Below are 24,842 nucleotides of genomic sequence, written 5' to 3'. Positions count from 1 at the left end.
TGCGCCTTAACACTTGCGCCAGAACATTTGGGAAGGGTCCACGCTATGCTCCTAGCCTCCAAGTACAGCCTCCCCGACTGCCCGGAACATACCCTGCAAAGGCCCCGGTTACAGTCCCTTCTGGAACAGAGCCAGAGTGACCAGCTGTTACTGGTTACCGCCCCCGCCGGATACGGTAAAACCACCCTGGTCACTTCCTGGGCCGCGGAGCAGGACAACCCGGTGGCCTGGTATTCACTGGATGGCGGGGACAACGAACCCGGCCAGTTTTGCCGCTACCTGGTGGAAAGCGTGCACCGCGCCACCGGTAACGGCGTGCCCGAGACCAGCAAGATTCTCGCCGCGCAACACAATCTCGACCCCTCCCTGGTAATCAGCCAAATGCTGTCGGAACTGCGCCAGCTCCCCAGTGAGCTGCGTATCGTCCTCGACGACTACCACCAGATAGACAACACCGCGGTACACGATGCCACCCGCTTTCTGCTGCGCCACGCTCCAGCCGGTATCGGCGTGGTGATCACCAGCCGCAGCCAGCCACCACTGGGGCTCGGCGCCCTGCGCTTGCAGGGGCGACTGCTGGAGCTGGGGCCGGAAGACCTGGCACTGACCACCGACGAGACCACCCAGCTCCTTGCCCGCCGCCTGCCATTTGCGCTCGGCAGCGACCGTGTCGCCCAGCTGCACCAGCTGTCGGAAGGCTGGCCACCGGCGATTCAGATGTTTGCCCTGTCGGTGCGCAACCAGGAAGAAGTGGATCGCTACCTGGGCGAACTGGAGCAGGGCCACGGACATATTCTCGATTACCTCGCCGAGGAAGTGCTGGAGCGACTGGAGCCGGAGCTACGCCAGCTACTGGCGCGCACCTCCATTCTCACCCGGGTCAACGGCCTGCTGGCGGAGCGCCTGAGTGGCCAGAGCGGTGGCCAGCAGCAACTGGAAACCGCTGCCAGTCGCGGGCTATTCCTGCAGGCACAGGATTCCAGTCGCCAGTGGTTCCGCTTCCACCCGGTGTTCGCGCGTTTCCTGCAGCGCCAGCTGTCCGATGGCGACGAACTCACCCAACTACACCAGACCGCCAGCGACACCTGGCAGGAGCTCCAACAGCCCCTGGAAGCCCTGCGCCACGCCCTCAAGGCAGAGGACCGCGAGCGGGTGCACCGGCTGATCGACGAACAGGGCGAACAGTTCCTGCGTGAGGGGCAGTTCCGGGTGCTGAATGACTCCCTCAACTGGCTGGGAGAAGACCAGATCAAACGCCACGCAGGCTTCGCCCTATTGGCTGCGCGGCTCGCCCGCGACAGCTTTGACTACGAGCGCTGCAACAAACTGCTGGCAGCGGCGGAGAGCTGGCTGCAGCGGGAGGACCCGAAGCAGTGGCAGGCATTCGAAGGTGCCTTCGCCGCTATGCGTGCACAGGTTTCCGTGTCCCGCGGGCAGATCCTCAAGGCCAAGGAATACGCCCTGGAAGCCCTCGAGCTTCTCCCCGCAGATCAGCTGAACGAGCGCATATCCGCGCAGCTGGTGATCGGCGAAACCAGCTTCTGCCTAGGCGAGCTGGATCAGGCCATGCACCATATGGAAGCGGTGGAGAAAGCCACCCTCGCGCGGCAGGATATTCCCAATGCGGCCTGGGCCCTGTGCCAGCAGACCGAAATCGCCTTTGCCAACGGCCTGCTGAAAAAAGCCGCCGCCCTGCAGGCGCGCGCCCAGCGCCTGGTCGAAGAACACCACCTGGTGGGCCTGCCGATTTCCGAGTTTATCTACCGCCTCAAAGGCCAGTTGCAGTGGGAGGCCGGCGACCTCGACGGCGCCGCAGATTCCGCCCGCCGCGGTATGCAGATCAACCGCAAAGTCGGCGAACGCTGGCTGCTGCCGGAATACACGCTGCTGCTGAAGGTCGCCCTGGCCCGCGGCGACAAGGACGAGTGCCTGGAGTGGATGGAGCGGGTGGAACACCTGCTGAGCGGCGAACAGTACCACCGGGATTGGGTGGCCAATGCGGACGCCGCGCGCATGCGCGTATGGCAGGCGCTGGAAAATACCGAGGCCATCGCCACCTGGCAGGAACAGGCGGAGCCGGTGGCGGATCGCCCCAGCAACCACTTTGAGCAGTGTTACGGGCGCAACCATGTGCGCGCGCTGATTTCCCTGCACCGCTGGTCCGATGCCAACCGGCTGCTGGGACGCCTGCAACAGGTGGCAGAGGAGTGCGGCCTGATCACCGACCAGTTGCGCAACTGCGTACTCGCCGCCCGTCTCGCCTGGCTGCGCGAACGCCGGGAAACCGCACTGGGCCATCTCAATGCCGCCCTCGCCATCATGACCGAAAGTGACCTGACCGCCAGCTTCCTGCAGGTCGGCAAGCCCATGATCGTACTACTCAAGGCCGCCCTGGAAGAGACCGGGCAGCACGCCCTCAACGAGGCCCAGGTGGAAAAGGCACAGCAGCTGATCAAACTCGCGCAACAGCAGCCGGAACTGGGCGGCGGCATCCGAATCGAACTGGACGAAACCATCGTGCGCGAGATCCTCGCCAGCGACGCCGTGCCGGACTTCCTGCGTCACTCTCCGCTGACCCCGCGGGAGTGGCAGGTACTGAACGCCATTCACTCCGGCCTCTCCAACGAGCGCATCGCGCGGCACTTCAAGGTGGCCCCCAGCACCATCAAGACCCATATCCGCAGTCTGTATCAGAAACTCGATGTGAAAGACCGCCAGCAGGCCATCGCCCTGGCGGAACAGCTGTTGCGATCGGTGCAGGATAAGCCCTGATACGAAGCCTCAGCCCGAAAACAAAAGGCCGGTTTTAACAACCGGCTTTCAGGGATTTTTGCATTTGCGGAGCTTCGGATGGCTCCGGCGGGTAGATATTGGTGGGCCACTTGAGGGGGGCGAATTCTTTGCAGAGCTGCATATCACCGACTTCGGCTTTGATCTGGTCGACACGGGCCTGGGTTTCTGGGCCCAGTTTCAGGGTAATACTGTTGAAAATTTTGTCCTGCAACTCCTGCATGGGAGTCGTGTCGAAAGTTACTCCCCCCTTCTGGTCACGACTTAAATACTCCTGCACAAAACAGACTTCTACAAAGTGCTGATTAGTCACCGGAAACACGAATAAGTGATCAGGCAAGGCGAGATCACTGGAGTCTTCTCCCTGATTGTAAATTTTGAAACTGGCACTGGGCACAGGAAAATGATTATGAAGCAGCCAGTCTACTGGACCGTGATACCGCGGCTTATGTGACTCCTCCCCCCCCCAGTTTTCATGACCATACCGGTCATTTAAATATTGAACCAATACCATCTCAAAGGCTCTGGGATTAAGAAATGAGAGACCCGGAAATTGATATGCATTCCGCCTTCCTATAACGCTAACACTTAGGCTTAAAGCGCCTTTACACCCACTCATCCAGGGTCCGTAAAACGCCCACATACGCCCAAATAAATCGATACTTCCCCAGCGGTCGTTGGACATAACACCCTCGGAGTATTTCCCAAGATAATTGTCCTGCAAAACATCTTGCCATTCGGGCGTATTTACCTTTCCGACCTTCGAGTACCTTGAACTGTGCGCTGGCGCCGTTAAAGCAATTCGATTTCCGCCTACAGTCAATGAAACCTTTTTGGCCATCCGAAAACTTGGACCTCTGGGCCTGCAGAATTCACTTTTTTTCCGCCACTCTAGCGATGGGTATTTTATGTAATTCCTCACAAGGCCACCTATAAATCCAATTTATGCCGCAAGTCTTTCGTCACACTCTGCCCAAGAGCAAATACCGCTCCAGCGCCACCTATTACAGTAGCAATACCGCCTAACATTACACCTGTTGGACCAGCAATTATTGCACCAGCGACACCCACTGGGGTCGATACAGCTACAACTCTCTTAAGCCATTTTTTTACGTGAAAATTTCTATCGTAGGGGTCATGACTATTATTGATTCGCTCACCCGCAACAGAAAATTGGCTTAATGCGCCTCTTAGATTCAAGCCTGTATCAGCAAACTCTTTATTGATATTGAGTTGCAATTCATGCGCCAATCGTAAAGCTTTAGCCGGCGATGTTCTGGGGCGATGAAAGTACACAGTATGCCCTTCAAGGGTTACACCCTTATCAACCAGTATTTGCATTGCCTGTGTTAATACCGCCGATCCGCCAAAGTCAGCCACCCAAGATACATACTTAATATCTCGTGCGTTCTCCATGCTGCGCGCCAAATGTACAGCCGATGCCCGGCTTTCATTGACTTTCAAAGGATTGTAACAATACAACCCTCCCAATCGGCTAGCTCCTGGAGTGAAGTGGAGATCACACCCACCAGCACGAATTGCAGAAGTATTATTTCCAAGAAACTCGAACGCACCCGGCACACTAAACTTTGCCGCATCATTGGCAGTCCCATATTTGGCATCTGCTACGGTAACTAGTCTCCCGCTTTGGGGCTTAACGTTCCCACCATTGACATACGTCGAGCGCCAAGCGTCTGACCGACCTCTTTCTACGCGATACAACCCCATCCGCGTGCCGTCCAGATCCTTTACTCGGTAATAGTTGTCATCCATCACCAGCTCAGTAATACAAAACTGGTCATTCATCCAACGCACCACCGTCGCCTTCAACCCAGGCAGAAATACATAGTATTTCTCACTGCCAGTACCGCGCTGGCGCTCGCCGGGCCGAACATACACATTGTTTTTACCCAACATACCGGTTGTGAGCGCATTCAACTCTTTTACGGCGATCAGCGCCCAATAATGATTGCGCTCGGCAGCACGTTGCAGACGATCGAATTTTTCCTGATATTCGGTGGCGCAGCGGATGAGTTTGCCGGCATTTTTCCCGGCGATCAGGGGGGTGTTCTGGGGTGAAAGCTGGAGAGAGGTACGTGGGAGGCTCATGCGATTCCTTGCCGTATTTCAATTCCCTGTGAAAGTGCACGGAATCTTAAAGAGCGCTAAAATCCCCTTCAAGGATTATTGCCTGCACGTCAGTACCATCTGTGTAATTGCGCTGAGCCCGCCAGCCCCACGTCTCACCCTTGGTGCGGGCAGGCAAAACTATGAACTACGGGTCACCCCCAGCCTTTAAGCCGCTTTTTATCCCCCCTCCCCCCCATTTGGGGAGGAGGAAAGCCAACTCTCACGCCGCCATACTGACCCTAACCTAATAAAGTATCCCTAAATGGACTCAAGGCATGAGCGGTAATCCCAACAGTCATCACAACGGGGAATGGTGGCGCAACAGCGTTATCTACCAGATCTACCCCCGCAGCTTCTGCGACGCAAACGGCGACGGTATCGGCGACCTTCAGGGTATCTGCCAGAAGCTGGACTATGTGAAATCACTCGGCGTGGACGCCATCTGGATCTCTCCCTTTTTCAAGTCGCCGATGGCGGACTTCGGCTACGACGTAGCCGACTATCGCGATGTGGACCCGATCTTCGGCAATCTTGACGATTTTGACCGGGTCATCGAAAAGTCCCATGCACTGGGCCTCAAGGTCATCATCGACCAGATCCTGAGCCACACCTCCGACCAGCACCCCTGGTTCGAGGAAAGTCGCGCGAGCCGCGACAATGCCAAGGCAGACTGGTACGTGTGGGCGGATGCCAAAGAGGATGGCAGCGCGCCGAACAACTGGATGTCCAACTTCGGCGGCAGCGCCTGGCGCTGGTGCACCCGCCGCCGCCAGTACTACCTGACCAACTTCCTAAAAGAGCAGCCGGACCTGAACCTGCACAACCCGGAAGTTCAGGAACAGCTGCTGGCCGACCTGAAATTCTGGCTCGACCGTGGAGTCGATGGTTTCCGCCTGGACGCCATCAACCACGCGTTCCACAACCGCTCGCTGGAAAACAATCCGCCGCGCCCGGTCAAGCTGGACAAGAACGGCCTGCCGCCGGTGAACAGTTACGAGTACCAGTGGCACATTCACGACAAATCCCAGCCGGAGAACCTGGTGTTCCTGCAGCGGGTCCGTGAACTGATGGACCAGTACCCGGGCACCACCACCGTGGGCGAAGTGGGCGACGACAACACCCACAAGATCATGGCCGAGTACACCACGGAAAACCGCCTGCACATGGCCTACTCCTTCGACCTGCTGTCGGAAGACTGCAGCGCGCAATTCCTGCGTGACACCCTGGAGAAAAACCGCCAGGTGATCGAGGAAGGCTGGCCCTGCTGGTCCATCTCCAACCACGATGTTCCGCGCTCGTTCACCCGCTGGAACAAGGGCTTCGACCCTGAAGCCGCCCGCGCCCGCGCGCCGCTGTTTTTCCTGATGCAACTGATGCTGCGCGGCAGTGTGTGCATGTACCAGGGTGAAGAGCTGGGCCTGCCGGAAGCGGAAGTGGCTTTCGAAGACCTGCAAGACCCTTACGGCATCAACCTGTGGCCGGAGTTCAAGGGCCGCGACGGCTGCCGTACCCCCATGCCCTGGTTCAACGGCGGTGAAATCAATGCGGGCTTCTCCAAGGTGAAGCCGTGGCTGCCGGTTGCGGAAGAACACTACCACCTGGCCGCCTCGGTACAGGAAGACGACCAGTACGCGATGCTGAACCGCTTCCGCGACCTGCTGAAGTGGCATGCGGAGCTGCCACCGGCACTGGCCACCGCCAGCCAGAAAATTCTGGATACCGGCAATGACCTTTTGGTCTTTGAACGCGGTGCCGGTGAAGGCGAAGGCTACTTCGTGGTGCTGAACCTGGGCCACGAGGCCGCGGAATTCACCCTGCCCGCAGAGTTTGTTGGCAGCGATGACATTACCCCGAAGTGGTTTGGTGGGGCGGTGGACGGCGATACGGTCAAGCTACCGGTGGCTGGCGCGCGGGTCTTTTTCCGCAAGTAAGCGCGTAGCGCAAGTACAGATAAACAGGAAAACCCTCAGGAAATTCGGATTTTATTGAGAAACTGGCGCCCCCTTGCGCGAGTGTGTCGAACCGCTTCGGCCCCCCGTACTCAAAGGGTTACCTCTCAATAAGATCGTCAATTAGTTGCTCTCTCGTCAAAGCACGCTTTCCAGACTTTCTGGATTGGTTTGAAGCCGGCTCATCAGCCGGCTTTTTTTTATCTGCCCGACGGAAAAACGCATCTATCAGCGACCCCCGTCATTCCATTTAAATGTAAAAGGCGCCAAACCCAGACCCTACCATGCCTCTCACTTGCCCAGAGGACTGCGCTCCAGTAGTGCTGAAAGGCAGGCTCATCCCGCGGCCAATCCGGGACACACCGGCTCGCCGCTTTGGGGAAATTCACAGGTCAAGTTAGTGCACGCGGGTGCAGGGCTTCGTTCGCCTCGGAAAAAGGTGTGGATGCAAACCCCTGCCATCACCGGTAAGCACAAAGACGCCGACCTGCAAATTGCTCGCGAGAGCAGATGAGGTACGCATGCAAGGCTCTTCCAATTCTTTGACAGTTTCCGTTAAAAACTCGGCCAAAAATCTCTTCAAGAAAATCGCTATTGGCACCAGCCTGGTACTGGCGGCGTCGGCCGTTTTTGCACCCGTGGCGCAGGCCGGTGACTACCCCTACCCCTACCAGCAACACAGATCCATGACCGATGGCAGTGCCTGGTGGCGCCGGGATGTGGTTGGTGGAGCGCCGCACATCATCATCGATATCAGCGAGCAGCGCGCCTATTTCTATAAAGGCAGCCAGCTCGCCGGCATCTCACCGGTGGCTACGGGCATTGCCGGCTATCGCACACCCACCGGCAGCTTCCGCGTATCGGAAAAAGATATCGATCACCGCTCGAACCTGTTTGGCCACTATGTAGACCGCGCGGGTTATGTGCGCAAAGCGAGTGTGGACGTGCGTCGCGACAAGCGACCTGCGGGTACCGTATTCCGCGGCGCGTCCATGGACTTCTTTATGCGGGTGAATGGCGCGGTAGGTATGCACGCAGGCAAGGTCACCGGCCGTCCGGAATCCCACGGCTGTATCCGCCTGCCCTGGCATATGGCGAAAATTTTCTATGAAAACGCCCCGATGGGAACCAAGGTGACCATTCGTCAGTGATACGGTAGGCACCAATCGGAAGTAACAGCAAAACAAAAAGGGCAGCTTACGCTGCCCTTTTTGCTGAAAACTAGCGGAAACTTCTGCCGATCAATCAAACGGATCAACCCAGGCTGCCGAGTACACTGCGCATGGTCCAGAAATCCCACCCCTCCGGCAACAGATTGCGGTCTTCCTCGCTGGCAACGATACCCCGGCGATGCTCCGGCCACGCCAGCACCGCGACACCTTCGTAGCCGGTAAACCCGCGAAACAACACCGGTGCCGAGAGTTTTCGCTCCAACTGCTCGCACAGCGGGTGCCACGACAGGGGCAGCAGGCGGCGTACCCGTGTCCAGTCGCGCGCACTTTCTTCATTATCTCCCGAGTCAACCACAGGCTCCCCAGCGACCTGCGCCTGGTAGCGGGCGTGGCTCGCCTCCAGTGCTCGCTCATCCGGTAGGGTCAACACCCCCATGGCTTGCTGCTGTGCACAGAGAATACAGGTATCGATAGCAAGACCCAGCGCTTCGCCACGCTCGACGGGAATAAACCACTCTTCGCCCACCGGCACCTGCCATTCACACACACCGCAGGTGCCCTGCTGCGGCTCGTCCGAGTCAGTGGTCAGTAGCGGCTGTGGCAATTTTCCCGGCGCCCAGAAGTGCGCCGTCTCGCCGGGAAAAAATTCCTGCGCATACTGGCTGACATGCCAGTGGAAACTGAAGCCGGCGGCGACCCGATTGCGATCCCTCGGCCCGAGGCTGCGATAGCCGCGGTGATTGACCTTGGCAAGACAGTATTCGCAGGCATGAGGGGCGCCCTCCAGGCCCGGCGCTGCCAGCGCTTCCCGCGCGGTACCGATCCACACCACCTGGGCCGGATCTTCCAGCGCGCCACAGCAACTCGCCAGGTGTACCCGATGGAAAAACTCCCGACGCACCTGCTGGTCTTCCACCGCTGCCACGTCTACCGCAAATACCATTACCGGCTGGCCGCGATACATCCAGCCGTGGGCAGTCTGATCGAGATCCCCCAGGGTCACTTCCATACCCTGGATCAGGGCCTGTTCGATGGAACTGTTCTGCACCGCACCCGATGCGTCGGCCAATGCAGTTTCCGCATCCCCCTGGCCTGTCGATGGCAACGCAGCGACCCCGCTTGCATCTTCCACCTCGGGCAATTCCTGCAGGGCGGTGGCGTCCTCGGAACGGGGGGGCGCCCCCATGCCGGAGATCGCCTGGGTAAGCGCTTCCAGATGGCGGCTCCAGCGGCCCATCAGAAAGACTCCTCGAGGATGCTGTGGATCTTGGTTTCGGAATTGGTGATCACGCGGAAGGCCACTCGCTTGGATTGTTCGATATTCTCACTGCCGTCGGCATTGTAAATCGGTCGCGAGGAAGAATATCCGACCGCCGCCACATTCTGCATCATCCAGGCGTGGTGAGTGGTTACTTCGTCCAGGGTATATACATAGCGCAGTACCGAACGTGCGCGATCCTGGGACAGGCGCAGGTTGTTGAAGTAGCTGGCGTTGCGGTCGCTGGTCTGGCCCCAGCCGGTACTGGTGTGACCCTCGATACGTACCGCCTCCACCGAAGCCTTGTATGGAGCCAGCACATTCATATAGCGGGGAAAGAACTCCTCGAATACCACCTGATAGCTGTCGCTGAGCGCAGCCTCTCCGGTATCGAACATGGCATCGGAGTTGTTGAACGCGACCGTGAGGGTATCGCGGTCAATGGTGGCCCCCCAGCGCGCCAGATCCGGGGCGAATTCGCTCTGCAGAGACTCATAGATGGCCAGCTGGTTTTCTTTGTAAGACATGGCGATGGTGCGGATCTTTTCCCGCTCGATCATCACCGAGCGCATCATTGCCACGGCAATACACAGGAATACCATCATCAGGCCCGCCATCAGGTCAGAGACACTGATCCAGGAGGCGTCGCTGTCGGTGCGCGCGGAGCCAGACCTGCCCACACCCAATCTGCCGGAACGGGAAAACCCGGACCTCGAGTTCATCAGGCGATTTCCTCACGGGCGCGCTCAGAAGATTGGGCGGCAGTGGTGAGACGCTGCATCTGCGCAACCAGTTGGCGATAATCCCGGGTGAACTGGCCGCTGATAGTCGCCAGCGCCTGGCCCATGGCTGCGATAACCCCTTCCACTTCCTCTTCCATTTTCCGCTCCACCAGCTGGTACTGCTTGCCGATGGAGTTTTCCGCATCGCCCATACTCTTGCGGATCACGTGGCTGAGGGCATCCACCATTTCCTTGTGGGTGCGCGCCTGCTGTAGCGCCAGCTCCTGCATACCATTGCGGTGGGTTGTGACAGTTTCCTGTACCAGTCCCTGGATGAAATCCGCATCCAGGCTGGACATTTTTTCGAAGGCACCGGATACCGACTCGATCTGCGCACCCAGCAGCTCGCTCTGCTTGGCAATACTGACCAACGACTGCTTCATGTCACTGGTCATCACCTGCTGCACCACATCGATACCCTGCACAAACTGATCGATGCGCTCACCCAGGTGCGGCAGCACTTCCTGCATTTGTACACTCACACCGCGGTAGCGCTCCAGCTGTTCGTTCAGTGCCTGCATCTGCGTGCGGGCCTGATCGTTGACCCCCTGCATACCTTCAAAGAATTGCGGCACTTCCGCCAGTTGCTGATGGATCTGCTGTAGATCCCGCGCCACCTGCACCAGCCCCATCACCGCGGTATCGCAATGCTCGGACCAGTATTCCACCCGCTCCTCGTGGGCTTTGTATTCGCGGGTGAGGGTTTCCACCATGCCGTCAAACTGGGCAAAGTTTTCCCCAAAGCGGGTCATGTTCTCACCAAACTGACTTTCCACGCGCTCGTTGAAACGGGTCACCACCTGCTCCATTTGCGCGACCAGCGCACTGGACATCTGCTCGGAAAAATTCGCCAACTGGGTTTCGCTCTGCTTGAGCTGACGCTCCTGCCCTTCCACCAGGGCGCCCTGCAGCTGTTGCAAAGCCTGGTGAATATCCGACAGTTCAGTTTCCGGCGCATTGTCGCCGGGCATGGGAATAAAACGGGTCAGCGCGCGCAGCACGATGGACAGGCCAATACCGCACACACTGGTGATAAAGGCGGTTTTCAGACCATCCAGCAGAGTGGCGATACTCTGGTCAATATCCGCCAGGCTGAATTCAAACAGGCCGATGATGACGCCGGTAAAGGTACCGAGGATACCGAGAGAGGTAAGCAGGCCCGGTGCCTGCTCGACAAACTCACCGGCGCGGCGCGCAAACCGGAACACCAGCGCCAGCGCAAACAGCACCAGCATCAGGGAAAGGAAGCCTTCGGTAACCGCATCCGGGCTCAGGGCAACAAAGACAGAGCGCAAAAATTCAGACATGGAAGCAATCTCGTGTGGAATCTTCTCGGTTTAATTTTTTGATTTTCTTTCTTTTCTTGACGGGGGCTGCGGCCGCTAGGCTTTAAGCTGTAACACAAACTCCTGCACCGAGTCCCCCGATGGCAACCGCCCCAGATGATGGCTGAACAGGCGATAGCCGGGTAATAAGCGCATCAGATCCGCGGTGCTGCCGAGGCTGCGCTCGCTGCGACTTTCGGAAATTCCGGTAACCGCAACCTTTTCATCCTCGAGCACCTCGTACATCGCCGGCCGCTGCGGCTGCTGGCTGGACTTGTACACCAGAAAGTGCAACTGGCCACCAGGAGTCATGCGCCCCGCCAGTAATGCACCCAGCGCCGCAATCTGATCTGCGCTGCAAAAATTCAGCAGATCCCACAGGAATACCCCATCCAGACGGGTGCCCGGGTCAAAACTGAACATGGATTCACTGAAACCGCTGGTTTCACCGTGCATTTTCTTGCGCCAGGCCAGGGAAGCGTGCAGGTCTTCCACGTACAGCGCGCCCACTTTCTTTTTCAGTGCATCAATATTGCGGCCATTTTTGCGTCCACAGTCCAGCACCGTGGCCGCGTTTGGCAAGGCGCTTAAAGCCTTACGCACACCGGCAAACTCCAGTCGCTCGTCGTCGCGCACCTGGCGGAAATAGGCGCTCACATCGGAAGCGCCACCGCTGCGAACCTGGTTGCGCGAGGTGGTACTGTCGTATTCGAGAAAATGCTCGGTAACATTCTGGTCCATGCCCTCCCGTTTCATCAGGGAGTTGAACAGACTGAAACGATCCATGCACTTCAGTAGGGTCACGGTAGAGTGCCCCTTGGAGGGGACCTCCGGGTAACTGGGGTCGTCCACATACTCGAAGCAGAAATTTTCCAGCAGGCGGAAGCGCCGAGGTTTATGTGGCTGGTTGCGCCCGGTATAGCGCATGGTATGCAGGATCGTCCCCGGTTTCAGGTGCGGCTCCAGCAGGTGAATCAGGTGGCGGATTACATCCAGCTCAAGAAAATTCAGCAAATCCCAGCACAGGATCACGTCAAACTTGAGCTTTTCCGGCTTGGGGATCAGATGGTCCTCCAGCGCCTGCAGAGGATCCTCAGCGTGTTGATTATCGGCGAGGTACTCCACCAGGTCTTCGATATGACACTGGCAGTTGAGGCCGAGAAAGGCCTGAGTGGTGCCGGACGAGAGAGGCCCGAGATCGAGTATTCGGTCCCCGCTTTTGACCATCTCGGTCGTTAACGCAGCGAGGCCAAAAGAGCGGTGTTGCATTGTCTATCGCAAGAATTCGGGGCGTGAGCCTGGAGAAAGAAGGCAACGCCGCACGGGGGGATGCGGCGTTGCAGCGGAGGATCAGCTGTCAGCCAGCTCCGCATCCTTGGCCGAATCCTTGGCAGCGTCTTTAGCCGGTGCGAAAGGCTTTTTCGCGACGGGCTTGCTCGGCGCTTCGTCTTTCGGCGGCAGATTCGGGTGAACCAGTTTGTCTTTGAACTCGGAATGACGGGCTTTCATCTCGTCATCGGTGTCGACCATATCCATGGAACCGCGGAACTTACCGCCGTCGTCCAGCTGGATGCGCGGCGCGATCAGATTGCCTTTTACTACCGCGGTATTACGGATCTCGATCAGCTCGTCCGCCAGAGCGTCTCCGGTCAGGGTTCCATTGATCACAATGTTCTGCGCGTGAATATTCGCGTTGATTTCACCTTCACGACCGATGGAAAGGTCGTGACCTTCCATAATCACGGTGCCTTCGATGGTGCCTTCAATATGCAGATCTTCGGTGCCGATCAGTTCACCGCGGAACTTGATGTTTTTACCGATTACCGAGCGATCCTTCGCCATCGTGGATTCGAGCTTATCCGCGAACGGGCGTTCGCTCGCACCACTTTCGTTCATACCGGAAAGAAAAGAGTTGGAGTCCAGATTCGCATCTGGCTTTGGATCGAGCGGATTCGCCATATTGCCACCTAAGTTGTAACCGTAGAGAAGTGTTTATGTTTTTAGGTAAGCCACGTTTGTAGCGTTTTTTTCCACTGGTTCCCATAGCCGTTGAGACAAAAATCAAACCACGCTCCAAGTTTGTGAAGGCCCTCACACAAAATTAGGCGCCAAATGCAGACACCAGCGGAACCATTTCCGACCAGCGTATAAAAAGCACTCGCCGCTGGCCAAAAAGAGCACAACCGGCAAATTGCCGAACTGTTTAAATAGCGGTTAATTCAGCGAAAAATCGCACAGCTTTGTGCAGGGCAGCCTTTGCGCTGAATACAAATTATTCCCGGCTACGACTAAGGAAAATGGCGCGGCACACCAATAAGGGGCGTTTTTACCGGCGTCGCTGCACCGGGAACAATGACGAAACTATTACTACCCGGGTTGGTGTCATAGACGAAAGGGCCGATTTTTTTCCAGTTGTTGAGCAGCCAGAGGTTACCGGATGGGTCGATACCGCCCCCGGTAATGCGCTCAAGGGCATCACTGGTGTAGCCGGTATCCGGGGAGATCGGATCCCCTACGGCCATTCCGGGTGGGCAGTCGCCACTTCCGCAAAATCGCGACACACCGGTATCCGGCCAGACAGTGTCCGCCTGTACATCCTCAAATGGGGTGTGACCAAAATTGAATACCCACAGGCTATCACTGCCATCCACCGCGTTACCCCAGGGAATACTCAGCCCCCCCTTGCCAAACACCTGTACCGGTGCCCCACCATCCGCGGGCATAAATACAATGGATGGGTTACCACCCCCCTGGGGATCGAGCGGATCAACACAGGGCACATTCACTGCATCGGAATTGGATATCCACATATTCCCCTTGCTGTCACTGGAAATGCCCATGGGCCAGGACAGCTCGGCACCACCGGTACTCACCTCTTCCACATTGCCGCGCTGATCGATACGGTACAGACGCTCGGATTTATTGCCGGTGATCCAGGCCCGTCCTCGCGTGTCGATGGCAATCGCGAAGGGCTTGAGGGAAGGAGATTCCGTGGGTTGCAGATTGGGATTGGCGCCGGGCAACAGAAAGTTTTTTGCCAGTAGCGGGTTACCACTGCGAATCATGGTCACCGTGTCATTGCCGCAATTGGCCACCCAGATATTCCCCTCGCGGTCCGAAACCGTAGCCTGCGGCCACCAGATATTGCCCCGGGTAAAGCCATTGCTGCGGGAAATAGGCCGACCGCTCTTATGAAACAGCGAGACACTGTTGTGGGTGGCCGGAATTTTATTTGCCGGGTCCGGTGGTACCGTACCGTCGGCACAGGCCGGGGATTCAAAACCAAAATTCCCCACCCAAATATTGCCGCGCGGATCCAGGGTTATGCCAAACCCGGCACCGCTCAGGCCACCGCCGTAATAGGGAGACCCCTCGTAAGTTTCGCCCCAGGGGTAAAAACGCAGTAGACGCTGGCTTGCGCAGGCATTTTGATTGGTGGCTTTGGGAATGTAGTTATTCAGAATCCAGGCACTGCCTTCTGCATCAAAGGCGATATTTCCCGGCCCGTTCATCAGGTTGAAACGATCCTGTGCGGAGTACTTGCCACCGGTAAATTTGATAAACAGCAGCCAGTTTGTGGGACGCTGCTCCAGCGCCGGCTGGTATAAAGGCGCCGCCAGAGACAGCAGAAAAATCGGGTCCGCACTGTCCTGAGGGTATAACGGGTAAGACGGGTGCCGGGTCAGGTTGGCCAGCGCCTGCAGAATATTATCGGCGGGAGGCGCGCCCGCCACCGAAGTGGCCGCAAACAATTGTTCACAGTGTTCACTGGCGGCCACGCAGGCGGCCACCACATTACTCAGTGCGTTAAAGGTGGCAAAGGTACTGGTCTCGCTGCCATTGGGCGTCTCTCGCAAGACATCGGATGTCCGTCCGGAGGCTGGGTCCGCCATATTCGTCACCATTTTCACGGCGTTCTGCATACCCACATGATTGCCGCGCAAATTTCGGCCGTGAATAAACTGCGCGAAGGCAGTCGCCGTAGCAACGGTAGTGCGCTCGTTGATCACCAGCTGCGGCGGTACTTCGCTACCGGACACGACCGTGGCGAGGGTCACCAGCCCCCTTTCCGCAACCAGTAACAACACCGGCGGCATGGTCGCGATAAGGCCCGGAGGCAGACGGTAATGCAGGCGGAAGCTACCATCGGGCTTGCTCACCGCAGTCGCCAGCTTGCGCTGGAAGCCGCCGGCAATGGTGAAGTTGGCGTAGAGAGAAACCCGATACCCCGCCAGAGGAAAGCGCTGATTCTTGACCGCGCCCTCAATGACTTCAGTAGCGGGGGAGATGGGGAGCCAACTGGCGTGGTACCTGTTCCGGTCCTCGACAGCCTGTGCCCCCTTCGAGGTGATCGCGAAGAACAGTGCCAGTGCAGCAACAAACAGGCAGGCGTGGCGCCCGCGCATACGGCGTACTTCCATGGTCGAGCATCCCTACTACCCGGTGCAATGGCACCTCTACTTCCCGGATGTATCCTTCCCGGACCCGCGCCCCATATGAACAGGCCTGGGAATCACAGATCAGCGGGTGATGCCTCAGGCTGCCAGGGGCGCTTAAAAAAAGTATGGCACAGGGGTGCCCGTGCACCCGGGCAATCAGACGCCCGGAGTCTTCACAAAATAATCGTGCGCCGCCCGGTTCACCCGACCGGACAACAGCAGCGTGGAGACCATGGTGGGTATCGCCATCACCGCGTACATACCGATAATCAGACTGTTGACGATATTCAACGACAGCACCGCACCCAACACAATCAGCAGCAGATAAAGAGCCGTGTACAGGACCTGGAAGCGGGCGCCAAACAGAAACACAAAACATTTCATGCCGTAATACCAGAAGGTAACGATGGTGCTGAAGGCCAGCGGCACCACCATGATCAACAGCAATAGCGGGCCCCAGCCGCCAAACACACTGCTGAACGCATTTGCCGTCAGTGATACCCCCTCGATGCCCTCGCCCTGCTGCCACACTCCGGTGAGCATAATCACCAGCGCGGTACAGGTGCAGATAATCAGGGTGTCCACGATCGGCCCAACCATGGCCACCACGCCCTCGCGCACCGGCTCGGTGGTTTTCGCAGCGCCGTGTGCGAGAGACTCGGTGCCGATGCCCGCTTCATTGGAGAATGCCCCGCGACTGATGCCCGTGGCTATCACCGTGCCCAGTACCCCACCGGCCACAGCTTCACCGGAAAAAGCGTCGGTTAAAATCAGCGCGAATGCGGCGGGAACTTCCTGCCAGAAATATCCAATGACTCCGAGGGTCAGCAACAGATAGAAAATCACCATCGCCGGCACGATACGCACCGCAAAGCGGCCAATACGCTGGATACGCCCCACAATCACCACCAGCGCCGCGACGGCGAGCAGCACACCGAGCCCCAGATCAAACAGAAATGCATTGTCCGCACTTACCCAGCCCAGGGGTTCTGCGAATGAAACCCGCAATAACTGCACCGTCTGATTAGACTGAAAGGAAGGCAGCAGGCCACCGAGGCCGGCAATGGCAAACAGGTAGGCCAGCGGTTGCCAACGCTTCCCCAGCCCTTCGCGGATCACATACATGGGGCCGCCCTGAATTTCCCCATTGCTGTCACGGCCGCGATACATCACCGACAGGGTAGCGGTGTAGAACTTGGTGGCCACGCCAACCAGCGCAGTCACCCACATCCAGAAGATGGCGCCGGGACCACCAGTGCTGATGGCGATGGCAACGCCGGCAATATTGCCGAGCCCGAGGGTGCCAGACAGCGCCGTAGACAGCGCCTGGCGATGAGGGACCTGGCCGGGATCATCGGGGTTGTCGTACTTACCCCGCAGCAGATCGATACTGTGTCCTAGGTGGCGATAGGGGCGCGCACGAGAGCTGACCAGCAGGAACAGGCCTCCGCCCACCAGCAGTACCAGTAACGGTGTCCCCCAAGCGTAGGCGACGAAGGTATTGAGGGCAGATTCTAGGGATTCGAGAAAGTTCATGGGAAAGAGAGTCAGCCAAAAGTACGCAATGCTCGCGCACTACGGGCCGGATCTCAAATATTGCCGCCCCCAACCCCAGAAAATTACCGCGCCTCAGACGAAGGCACTACCTTACCTAAGAGCCCGGATAGCGCTTACCGGAGCGACCTGGGGCGGACACCCGCGGCCTAGCCGATTATTGCTCCCTGCAGCGCCTCGATGGAATTAATTTCCGGAAAAGGCCTCCAAACCCCAACCATTAACCCGTAGTCCCTATCTCAACCATATTGGAGAACGCCCTATGGACCTCAACCAATCCAGCGAGCACAACCGCCGCCTCGTTCTCGCGTCCCGCCCCGAGGGTGCCCCCGGTAGCGACAACTTCCGCCTGGAACAGAGCGAGATCCCGCAGCCCGGCGAGGGCCAGGTGTTGCTGCGCACCGTTTTCCTGTCGCTGGACCCGTATATGCGCGGCCGCATGAGCGACGCGCCGTCTTACGCGGAGCCAGTGGCCATTGATGATGTGATGGTGGGCGGCACCGTCAACCGCGTGATGGAATCCCGGCTGGACGGTTTTGCCGAAGGTGACTGGGTGCTTTCCTACACCTGCGGCTGGCAGGACTACGCCCTGTCAGACGGCACCATGCTGATCAATCTGGGCAAGGATCCCAAGCAGCCCTCACTCGCCCTCGGCCTACTCGGTATGCCCGGGTTCACCGCCTATATGGGCCTGCTGGACATCGGCGCACCCAAAGAAAACGAGACCGTCGCCGTCGCTGCCGCCACCGGGCCAGTGGGCGCCACCGTCGGTCAGATCGCCAAACTGAAAGGCTGCCGGGCTGTCGGTGTGGCCGGCGGCCCGGAGAAGTGTCGCTTCGCAGTGGAAGAGCTGGGGTTCGATGCCTGTATTGATCACTACGCGTCAGACTTTGACCAGCAACTGGCATCCGCCTGTCCGGATGGGATCGATGTCTACTACGAAAACGTCGGCGGCAAGGTACTGGACGGCGTGTTGCCGCTACTGAATACCGGCGCACGAGTACCGGTATGCGGACTGGTATCCCAGTACAACGCCACCAATCTGCCCGAGGGGCCCGACCGCCTCGGACTGCTGATGGGCATGATTCTGACCAAGCGCCTGAAAATGCAGGGCTTCATCATCTTTGATGACTACGGCCACCGCTATGACGAGTTTTACCAGCAGATGTCAGACTGGTACGCCAAGGGCAAAATCAAATACCGCGAACAGATTGTCGAAGGCCTGGAACAGGCACCGGAAGCCTTTGCCGGAATGCTGGAAGGTAAGAACTTTGGCAAGCTGGTGGTACGGGTGGGGGAAGACGGTTAGGTACCGCAAGGGCAGGCGAAAACTGTATTCAATACGTGCCCCCAACATTTGGACAAAGGAAGTGATCCGGTGAGCAGTAACAGTGGCAAAAACTGCGACTCCTCACCTGATCAGAATCCCAAATCAAGGCTGCAGATGCTCATCGATAAAGGCGACGATGGCCTCTGCCGTCTGCACGCGCGCGGTTCCTGTGGAGAGGTAGTGAGTCTCGTCCTTTAACTCCAGAAACTCTACAGCTTTTTTCTTGCGCTTGAGCTGCTTGTGCATGTATTCAGACTGCCGTATCGGCACGGTTACATCGTCCTCCCCGTGAATCAGCAGCACCGGTGCCTGGAAGTTCTCCGCAAATCGCGCCGGGGACACCGTGCGCAAGCGATCCTTGTCCGCTTCACCGCGGGCCATGCTTTCTTCCCAGTAGCTGACGACCCAGTGATTTTTCCCGTGATCGCGCCTTTCTCCCCGCAACATCTGCTCCAGGTCACTCACTCCATTGACGGAGACCACACAGCGGTATTTTTCAGGGGTAAATGCCCCGCCCGCCAGCGCTGCATATCCGCCGTAACTCATGCCGGCAATACACACCCGCTGCGGATCTATGATGCCCTTACGTACCAGAGTATCCACCGAGTCGGTGACGTCATGTTGCATTTTCACACCCCATTCACCGCTCCCCGCCAGATGATGGTCGAGGCCAAAACCGGTGGACCCCCGGAACTGCGGCTGTACAACCAGATATCCACGATTGGCCAGCGCCTGGGCCAGCCAGTCAAAGCTGACGCGATCATAGGCCGCGGGACCGCCGTGGGGGAGAATCACCGCGGGCAGGTTTTTCAGGTTGTCCATCCTGGTACGCGGCAAGGTAAGCAATGTGGGAATCACCAAACCATCGCGGGCTTTGAAATTCATGGTCGCGATGGGATGAATCTGCTCACTGCTGATCTGAGGCCTGGCGGAAGCCAGCAGTACCGGGCTGCCCTCTTTCGGGAACAGGTAGTAATCCCCGGCCACCTGCGAGCCCTCCACGTACACCACCAGATGCTCCCAATCTGCGCTCCAGTCACGCAGCCACACCGAGTGTCCGGCAAACTGTGCCTGAATATCCTGCATCCGCTGATCCAGCGCCGGATCAAAGAACCGGTAACTCGGGGTAAAACCGGAGTAGCGCACCCCCCACACTCGGCGGTCCAGACTGGTGTAGGTGTATTCCACATCCGCATCTTCCCGACCGAAACCCAGGTTTGCGAATTCGCCGGTGATCAGTGACAAGGTGTAAAAGTCGTTGCGATTGGTTTCACCATTATTTGCGATGGCGATCAGTGACTCGCGATCCGGAGTCAGTCCCATAAAACTGATCGACGGGACCGAAGTTTCCTTGCGGTAAATCTCTTTCCATTCATCACCGTGGCGCGCGAGCATACGGTGCAGATTGCGTTTGTCGTCGAACAACTCGTGTGCGATCACCTCGCCCTTGTTATCCACGAAGAAATCCCAGGAGGACGAGCGCCCCTTGAAATGTACCCGGGGGTAGCGCGGGCTATCCAGATCGACCCGCAGCAGCGACTTGCGCGGGCTCTGGTCATTCTTGCTGTCGGGCACATACGCCGGCATATAGGCGTACTTGTTATCGGGCGAGAGCCCCACAATACTGCCGAGCCCGGTCTGCCCCGCATAGATCACGTCTCCCGGGGTCAACAGCTGACGCACCTCGCCGTCTGCCACGTTAAAAGCGTAAGCAGTACTCAAATCCAACTTGCCGCGAAATCCCCACAACTTGCGCACATTTGACGCCACCAGAATGAGCTCGTTCTCATTGGCGAAGTAGATGGATTCCGGGGTTATTTCAGAGAGGTTCACGGCGTTCAACCGCTTGCCTTCCGCAAGCGACATCACGATGGCGACATCAGAGTCGTTTTCCCCGGTCATGCGGAAGGCAATGCGTTCGCCGCTGGGGGAGACCGTCAGCATGCTGACTTTTGGCAGGGCACCATAGTCTTTGGCGGTCAGTTCATTCGTTTTCGCGACCCCAGGGGACACAAGGAATAGAGAGAGCATCAGGCCCACCACAGGCCTGAGAATGTGGCATCGCGCCAACCAGGAAATCATCACCAGACTCACCTTTTTAAAATTATTATCGGAAAAATGCACTTTTCTCGCAGCAAAGCCTGTAAATCCTACCGTATTTCCAGCAAATATTCTGCTGCGCGGTCATGCCACTAACCGGCACAAAAAAGCCCCGACCAGCGGGGCAAACGGAAGATGACATCGATCAGCGACATCAAAGAAGACGTTGAGGACTCAGCAGTTACTCAGCCTTCGGCCTGGGCCAGGTCACCGTCGGTTTCGGCCGCTTTCGGCTCGCTGACCCGCAGAGCACACACCGCCGCCAGCAGCCAGCTGGCACCGCCCAGAACCAGCGCGTAAATGGCTTCGCTGTCGAAGAAGGTGCGCAGTACAAAGCCCAGTACGCTGGCGGCGAGTAGCTGTGGAATCACGATAAAGCCGTTGAAGATGCCCATCATCACGCCCATCTTGCGTGTGGATACATGGGTGGAGAGCATGGCGTAGGGCAGTGACAGGATCGATGCCCAGGCAAAGCCCACACCCAGCATTGGCAGCAGCAGCCACTGCGGGTCGCGGATAAACAGGAAAGACAGCAGGCCAAGCCCGCCCAGTGCCAGGTTCAGGCTGTGGGACAGACGCATGCCGAGACTGCGGGCCATCACCGGAATCAGCAGTGCAGCGAGGGCGGCAAAACCGTTATAGGTGGCGAACAGAATACCCACCCAGTCGGCGCCGTCATTGTAGGCCTGAGAGGTCACTTCGCTGGTGCCGAAGTGAAAACTGGTGACCGCAGCAGTGGTGTAGATCCACATGGCAAACAGCGCAAACCAGGAGAAAAACTGTACCCAGGCCAGGCGTTTCATGGCATCGGGCATGGCGTAGAGGTTGGAGACGATCTCTTCCAGCATGCCCTTGTCGCCGCCGGATTTGGCGCGCAAGACCAGCGCCAGCAGCTGCATCACACCAAGACCGGCAATCAGTCCGGCGAGAATGTACAGCTGCTGGTCCAGCCCCTGTTGCCAGACGAATGCAGCAAAGGCGGTCCCCACCAGCAGCATGGCACCGCCGATTTTGCGGTAGCCGGCGCTGTGATCCTGCTCGGCTTCCTGAGCCTGTTCCTGCAGCTCGGGCGATTCCGCCGCCTCAAACGCAGCCTGCTGCTCCGGGCTGTATTCACGGGTGCGGAATACGCTCCACAGCACCGCCAGCAGGAAACCGATACCACCGACATAGAAGGAAATCCGCACCGAATCCGGCACCACGCCCTCCGGCGCAGTATTGGAAACATCAAACCAGTTGGCCAGCATCCACGGCATGGCCGAGGCCACCACCGAGCTCACCCCAATAAAGAAGCTCTGCAAGGCGTAACCAAAGGAGCGCTGCTTCTGTGGCAGCATATCGCCCACCAGTGCGCGGAACGGCTCCATGGAGACATTGATCGAGGCATCCATCACCCACAGCATGCCGGCAGCGATCCACAAAGTGGGCGAATGCGGCATAAACAGGATGGCGATGGAAGAGAGAATGGCACCGGCCAGCAGGAACGGGCGGCGGCGGCCAAAGCCCGTCCAGGTGCGGTCACTGAAGTAGCCGATCAGCGGCTGTACCAGCAAACCGGTCAGCGGTGCGGCCACCCATAACACCGGGATATCGTCGATTTCGGCCCCGAGGGTCTGAAAGATTCGGCTGACGTTGGCGTTCTGCAGGGCAAAACCGAACTGGATACCGAGAAACCCGAAACACATGTTCCAGATCTGCCAGAAGCTCAACTGAGGCTTGGCGCCGGCAACCGCCGCCGTGGATGGATTTTGAGACATTGGGATCACCGCTGACTGACTTATGGTTATGCGGGGATTGTCTCAGCAGGGGCAATTGGGGCCATCCTCCCCGACGGGGGCGGAGAATACCGGCCCGCGGGCCCTCAGCTTATTGATCACAGCGCCCATAAAGACCCACTTTTTGGACTTTAATGCTAAAAATTCCGGTAAAATCCTCATTTCTGCACATTAAATATATGTTAACAAAGTCCTAAAATAGGCACATAATGTGAAATAAACCCATTAAGGTTCCATAAACCGCACCTTAACTGTAGTGGCTACGATTTCGAGCCTGAGGGCTACCCCATGGACTACACCAGCAGATCGCCCGCCGCCATCGCCGGGGCGCTGGGCCAGCGACTCAAGCAGGCGCGCCTGAACCTGGACCTGACCCAGCAGGAAGTCGGCGAGCGCGCCGGCGTCAGTCGCAAAGCGGTGCTCAACGCGGAAAAAGGCAAGGCCCAGCTAGAGGTTCTGGTCGCCATTCTCCAGGCCCTGGAACTCACCCAGCAACTGGACAACTTCCTGCCACCGCAGCCGCCCTCTCCCATCCAGCTGGCCAAGCTCCAGGGCAAACAGCGCCAACGGGCGTCCGGCCAACGCGGTAAAGATGAAGGGGGTGAAGAAGACACCCGGGAGGAAGCGGAATGGTAATGGAAGTCATCAACGTCGAATATCAGGGTGAGACCGCCGGCGCCGTCAGCTTCGATACCGACAGCGGCCTCGGCGCCTTCGAATACGACCCCGCGTTTATCGACACCGGCATAGAACTCTCACCACTTAAAATGCCGCTGGCGCGGCGCATCTACCGCTTCCCGGAATTGCGCTTTGAAACCTTCCGCGGCCTCCCCGGCCTGATAGCCGATTCCCTCCCGGACGATTTCGGCAATGCCGTACTCAACGCCTGGATGGCCGCCCAGGGCAAACAACCCCAGGACATTACCCCACTGCAGCGGCTGCAATACACCGGCAAGCGCGGTATGGGCGCCCTGGAATACAGCCCGGCCACACGCATCAAAAAACTCAACGCCTCCCAGGATATCGCCATCGACGAACTGGTCGCCATCGCCCAGGAAGTACTCGACAGCCGCGCCGGCTTTCAGGTTGAACTGGAGAAGAACGGTGAGAACCGGGAAGCCATGGTCGCCCTGCTCTCCGTTGGCATGAGCGCCGGCGGCGCCCGCCCCAAAGCCGTACTCGCCTTCAACCAGGACTTCACCCAGGTGCGCTCCGGCCAGACAGACGTGCCCGCCGGGTTCACCCACTATCTGATGAAGTTTGATGGCGTCAGCGAACACAACAAGAATCAGGAAACCTTCGGTGACCCCATGGGGTTCGGCGCCATGGAATACGTCTATCACCAGATGGCCACCCGCTGCGGGATCGACATGATGCCCTGCCATTTACTGCGCGAGGGCAACCGCAGACACTTTGTAACGGAGCGCTTTGATCGCCACGGCAACGACAAAATCCATATTCAGACCCTGAACGGCATCGCCCATGTGGATTACAAGGTACCGGGCTCCTACTCCTACGCGGAACTCTTCGGCATCGCCCGCCAGCTCAAACTCACCGCCAGAGACGCAGAACAGCTGCTGCACCGCCTGGTCTTCAATATCGTCGCACGCAACCACGACGACCACGCAAAGAACTTTGCCTTCCAGCTCAAGGGAAAAACCTGGCAACTGGCCCCCGCCTACGACCTCGCATACAGCTACAAACCGGGCAGCCGCTGGGTAAACAGCCACTGGATGAGCCTGAACGGCAAACGGGACGGATTTACCCGAAAAGATATCTACAGTCTGGAAAGTATCAGCCCACTGTTTAGCAAGCGGAAAATCGACAGCGTTGTGGATAAAGTAACCGAGCAGGTCTCCCACTGGCGCCGCCTGGCCACCGAGCAGGAAGTGCCGACAACACTGATAGAGGAAATCGAGAGCAATCTGCGTTTACAGCTGTAGACCCGCGCAAGGAATGAGACGCCGCTGTGCCACCCCCGCCAATGTCATCCGGCGCCATATCCGTCGTGCGAGACAGGCGGTAAATCCTAGTAAGAAACCAAATATGCCTAGATATAGACATATACCGAAATGGGCAGATATAGGCATAATGGCTAGATATGGCAATATATGTCCAGATATAGACATTATGTCTATATCTGGGGCTTTTGAATAAAACTGTTATGCGAGCCACAAATGAAGAGAAATAAGAAGAATGGTATCCGGCCAAATCGAAAAATTTGGTCGTTTGGTAACG

At 58.0% G+C, this 24,842-nt stretch carries 17 protein-coding genes; 6 read left to right on the top strand and 11 right to left on the bottom strand.

Annotation, left to right across the window (positions count from 1 at the left end; genetic code table 11):
• Window positions 1-45 precede the first annotated feature (45 nt).
• On the top strand, window positions 46-2,772 hold the full coding sequence (gene malT, locus AAFH99_RS05180) for an HTH-type transcriptional regulator MalT (RefSeq protein ID WP_406828864.1): 2,727 nt from the start codon (window positions 46-48) through the stop codon (window positions 2,770-2,772).
• A gap of 34 nt (window positions 2,773-2,806) precedes the next feature.
• Here the strand turns inward: malT and AAFH99_RS05175 are convergent, their stop codons facing one another.
• The gene (locus tag AAFH99_RS05175; RefSeq protein ID WP_406828863.1) at window positions 2,807-3,631 is read right to left on the bottom strand and encodes a hypothetical protein; all 825 of its coding nucleotides are present in this window, start codon (window positions 3,629-3,631) and stop codon (window positions 2,807-2,809) included.
• An 89-nt stretch (window positions 3,632-3,720) separates the two neighbouring features.
• Window positions 3,721-4,899, bottom strand: a complete 1,179-nt coding sequence (locus AAFH99_RS05170; protein ID WP_406828862.1) for a hypothetical protein — start codon at window positions 4,897-4,899, stop codon at window positions 3,721-3,723.
• Between the two features lie 296 nt (window positions 4,900-5,195).
• On the opposite strand from AAFH99_RS05170, the gene AAFH99_RS05165 reads away from it, so the two are divergent.
• On the top strand, window positions 5,196-6,851 hold the full coding sequence (locus AAFH99_RS05165; RefSeq protein ID WP_406828861.1) for an alpha-amylase family glycosyl hydrolase: 1,656 nt from the start codon (window positions 5,196-5,198) through the stop codon (window positions 6,849-6,851).
• Between the two features lie 539 nt (window positions 6,852-7,390).
• On the top strand, window positions 7,391-8,020 hold the full coding sequence (locus AAFH99_RS05160; protein WP_231492087.1) for a L,D-transpeptidase family protein: 630 nt from the start codon (window positions 7,391-7,393) through the stop codon (window positions 8,018-8,020).
• Window positions 8,021-8,123: 103 nt separating this feature from the next.
• Here the strand turns inward: AAFH99_RS05160 and AAFH99_RS05155 are convergent, their stop codons facing one another.
• The 7 genes from AAFH99_RS05155 to AAFH99_RS05125 form a co-directional block, all read right to left on the bottom strand.
• Window positions 8,124-9,278, bottom strand: coding sequence for a hypothetical protein (locus AAFH99_RS05155; RefSeq protein ID WP_406828860.1), 1,155 nt, complete (start codon window positions 9,276-9,278; stop codon window positions 8,124-8,126).
• Window positions 9,278-10,021, bottom strand: a complete 744-nt coding sequence (locus AAFH99_RS05150) for an OmpA family protein (RefSeq protein WP_081848207.1) — start codon at window positions 10,019-10,021, stop codon at window positions 9,278-9,280. The genes AAFH99_RS05155 and AAFH99_RS05150 overlap by 1 nt, the downstream gene beginning before the upstream one ends.
• Window positions 10,021-11,388 carry a hypothetical protein gene (locus tag AAFH99_RS05145; RefSeq protein WP_406828859.1) on the bottom strand — a complete coding sequence of 456 codons (1,368 nt, stop codon included), beginning with the start codon at window positions 11,386-11,388 and terminating at the stop codon, window positions 10,021-10,023. The genes AAFH99_RS05150 and AAFH99_RS05145 overlap by 1 nt, the downstream gene beginning before the upstream one ends.
• 75 nt (window positions 11,389-11,463) lie before the next feature.
• A complete protein-coding gene (locus tag AAFH99_RS05140) occupies window positions 11,464-12,675 on the bottom strand; it encodes a class I SAM-dependent methyltransferase (protein ID WP_406828858.1) in 1,212 nt (403 codons plus the stop codon).
• A gap of 81 nt (window positions 12,676-12,756) precedes the next feature.
• The gene (locus AAFH99_RS05135) at window positions 12,757-13,365 is read right to left on the bottom strand and encodes a polymer-forming cytoskeletal protein (RefSeq protein WP_406828857.1); all 609 of its coding nucleotides are present in this window, start codon (window positions 13,363-13,365) and stop codon (window positions 12,757-12,759) included.
• A gap of 329 nt (window positions 13,366-13,694) precedes the next feature.
• Window positions 13,695-15,827 (bottom strand): hypothetical protein, encoded by a 2,133-nt coding sequence (locus AAFH99_RS05130; protein WP_406828856.1) that lies wholly within the window; start codon window positions 15,825-15,827, stop codon window positions 13,695-13,697.
• Between the two features lie 174 nt (window positions 15,828-16,001).
• The gene (locus AAFH99_RS05125) at window positions 16,002-17,381 is read right to left on the bottom strand and encodes an alanine/glycine:cation symporter family protein (RefSeq protein WP_406828855.1); all 1,380 of its coding nucleotides are present in this window, start codon (window positions 17,379-17,381) and stop codon (window positions 16,002-16,004) included.
• A 280-nt stretch (window positions 17,382-17,661) separates the two neighbouring features.
• On the opposite strand from AAFH99_RS05125, the gene AAFH99_RS05120 reads away from it, so the two are divergent.
• Window positions 17,662-18,708 carry an NADP-dependent oxidoreductase gene (locus AAFH99_RS05120; protein WP_406828854.1) on the top strand — a complete coding sequence of 349 codons (1,047 nt, stop codon included), beginning with the start codon at window positions 17,662-17,664 and terminating at the stop codon, window positions 18,706-18,708.
• Window positions 18,709-18,831: 123 nt separating this feature from the next.
• On the opposite strand, the gene AAFH99_RS05115 is transcribed toward AAFH99_RS05120, so the two are convergent.
• Both AAFH99_RS05115 and AAFH99_RS05110 read right to left on the bottom strand, forming a co-directional pair.
• Window positions 18,832-20,760, bottom strand: coding sequence for an alpha/beta hydrolase family protein (locus AAFH99_RS05115; RefSeq protein WP_406828853.1), 1,929 nt, complete (start codon window positions 20,758-20,760; stop codon window positions 18,832-18,834).
• A 254-nt stretch (window positions 20,761-21,014) separates the two neighbouring features.
• Window positions 21,015-22,586 carry an MFS transporter gene (locus tag AAFH99_RS05110; RefSeq protein ID WP_406828852.1) on the bottom strand — a complete coding sequence of 524 codons (1,572 nt, stop codon included), beginning with the start codon at window positions 22,584-22,586 and terminating at the stop codon, window positions 21,015-21,017.
• A gap of 306 nt (window positions 22,587-22,892) precedes the next feature.
• Here AAFH99_RS05110 and AAFH99_RS05105 point away from each other — a divergent pair, with 306 nt between their 5' ends.
• Window positions 22,893-23,240 (top strand): helix-turn-helix transcriptional regulator, encoded by a 348-nt coding sequence (locus tag AAFH99_RS05105; protein WP_406828851.1) that lies wholly within the window; start codon window positions 22,893-22,895, stop codon window positions 23,238-23,240.
• Window positions 23,234-24,547 carry a type II toxin-antitoxin system HipA family toxin gene (locus tag AAFH99_RS05100; protein ID WP_406828850.1) on the top strand — a complete coding sequence of 438 codons (1,314 nt, stop codon included), beginning with the start codon at window positions 23,234-23,236 and terminating at the stop codon, window positions 24,545-24,547. Before AAFH99_RS05105 ends, AAFH99_RS05100 begins: the two co-directional genes overlap by 7 nt.
• The last annotated feature ends 295 nt before the right edge of the window (window positions 24,548-24,842 follow it).

Source organism: Microbulbifer sp. ARAS458-1 (genome assembly GCF_045348205.1).
GTDB lineage: Bacteria > Pseudomonadota > Gammaproteobacteria > Pseudomonadales > Cellvibrionaceae > Microbulbifer.
The sequence above is the reverse complement of the archived record's forward strand: the minus strand, read 5'-3'. Positions and strand labels throughout refer to the sequence as shown.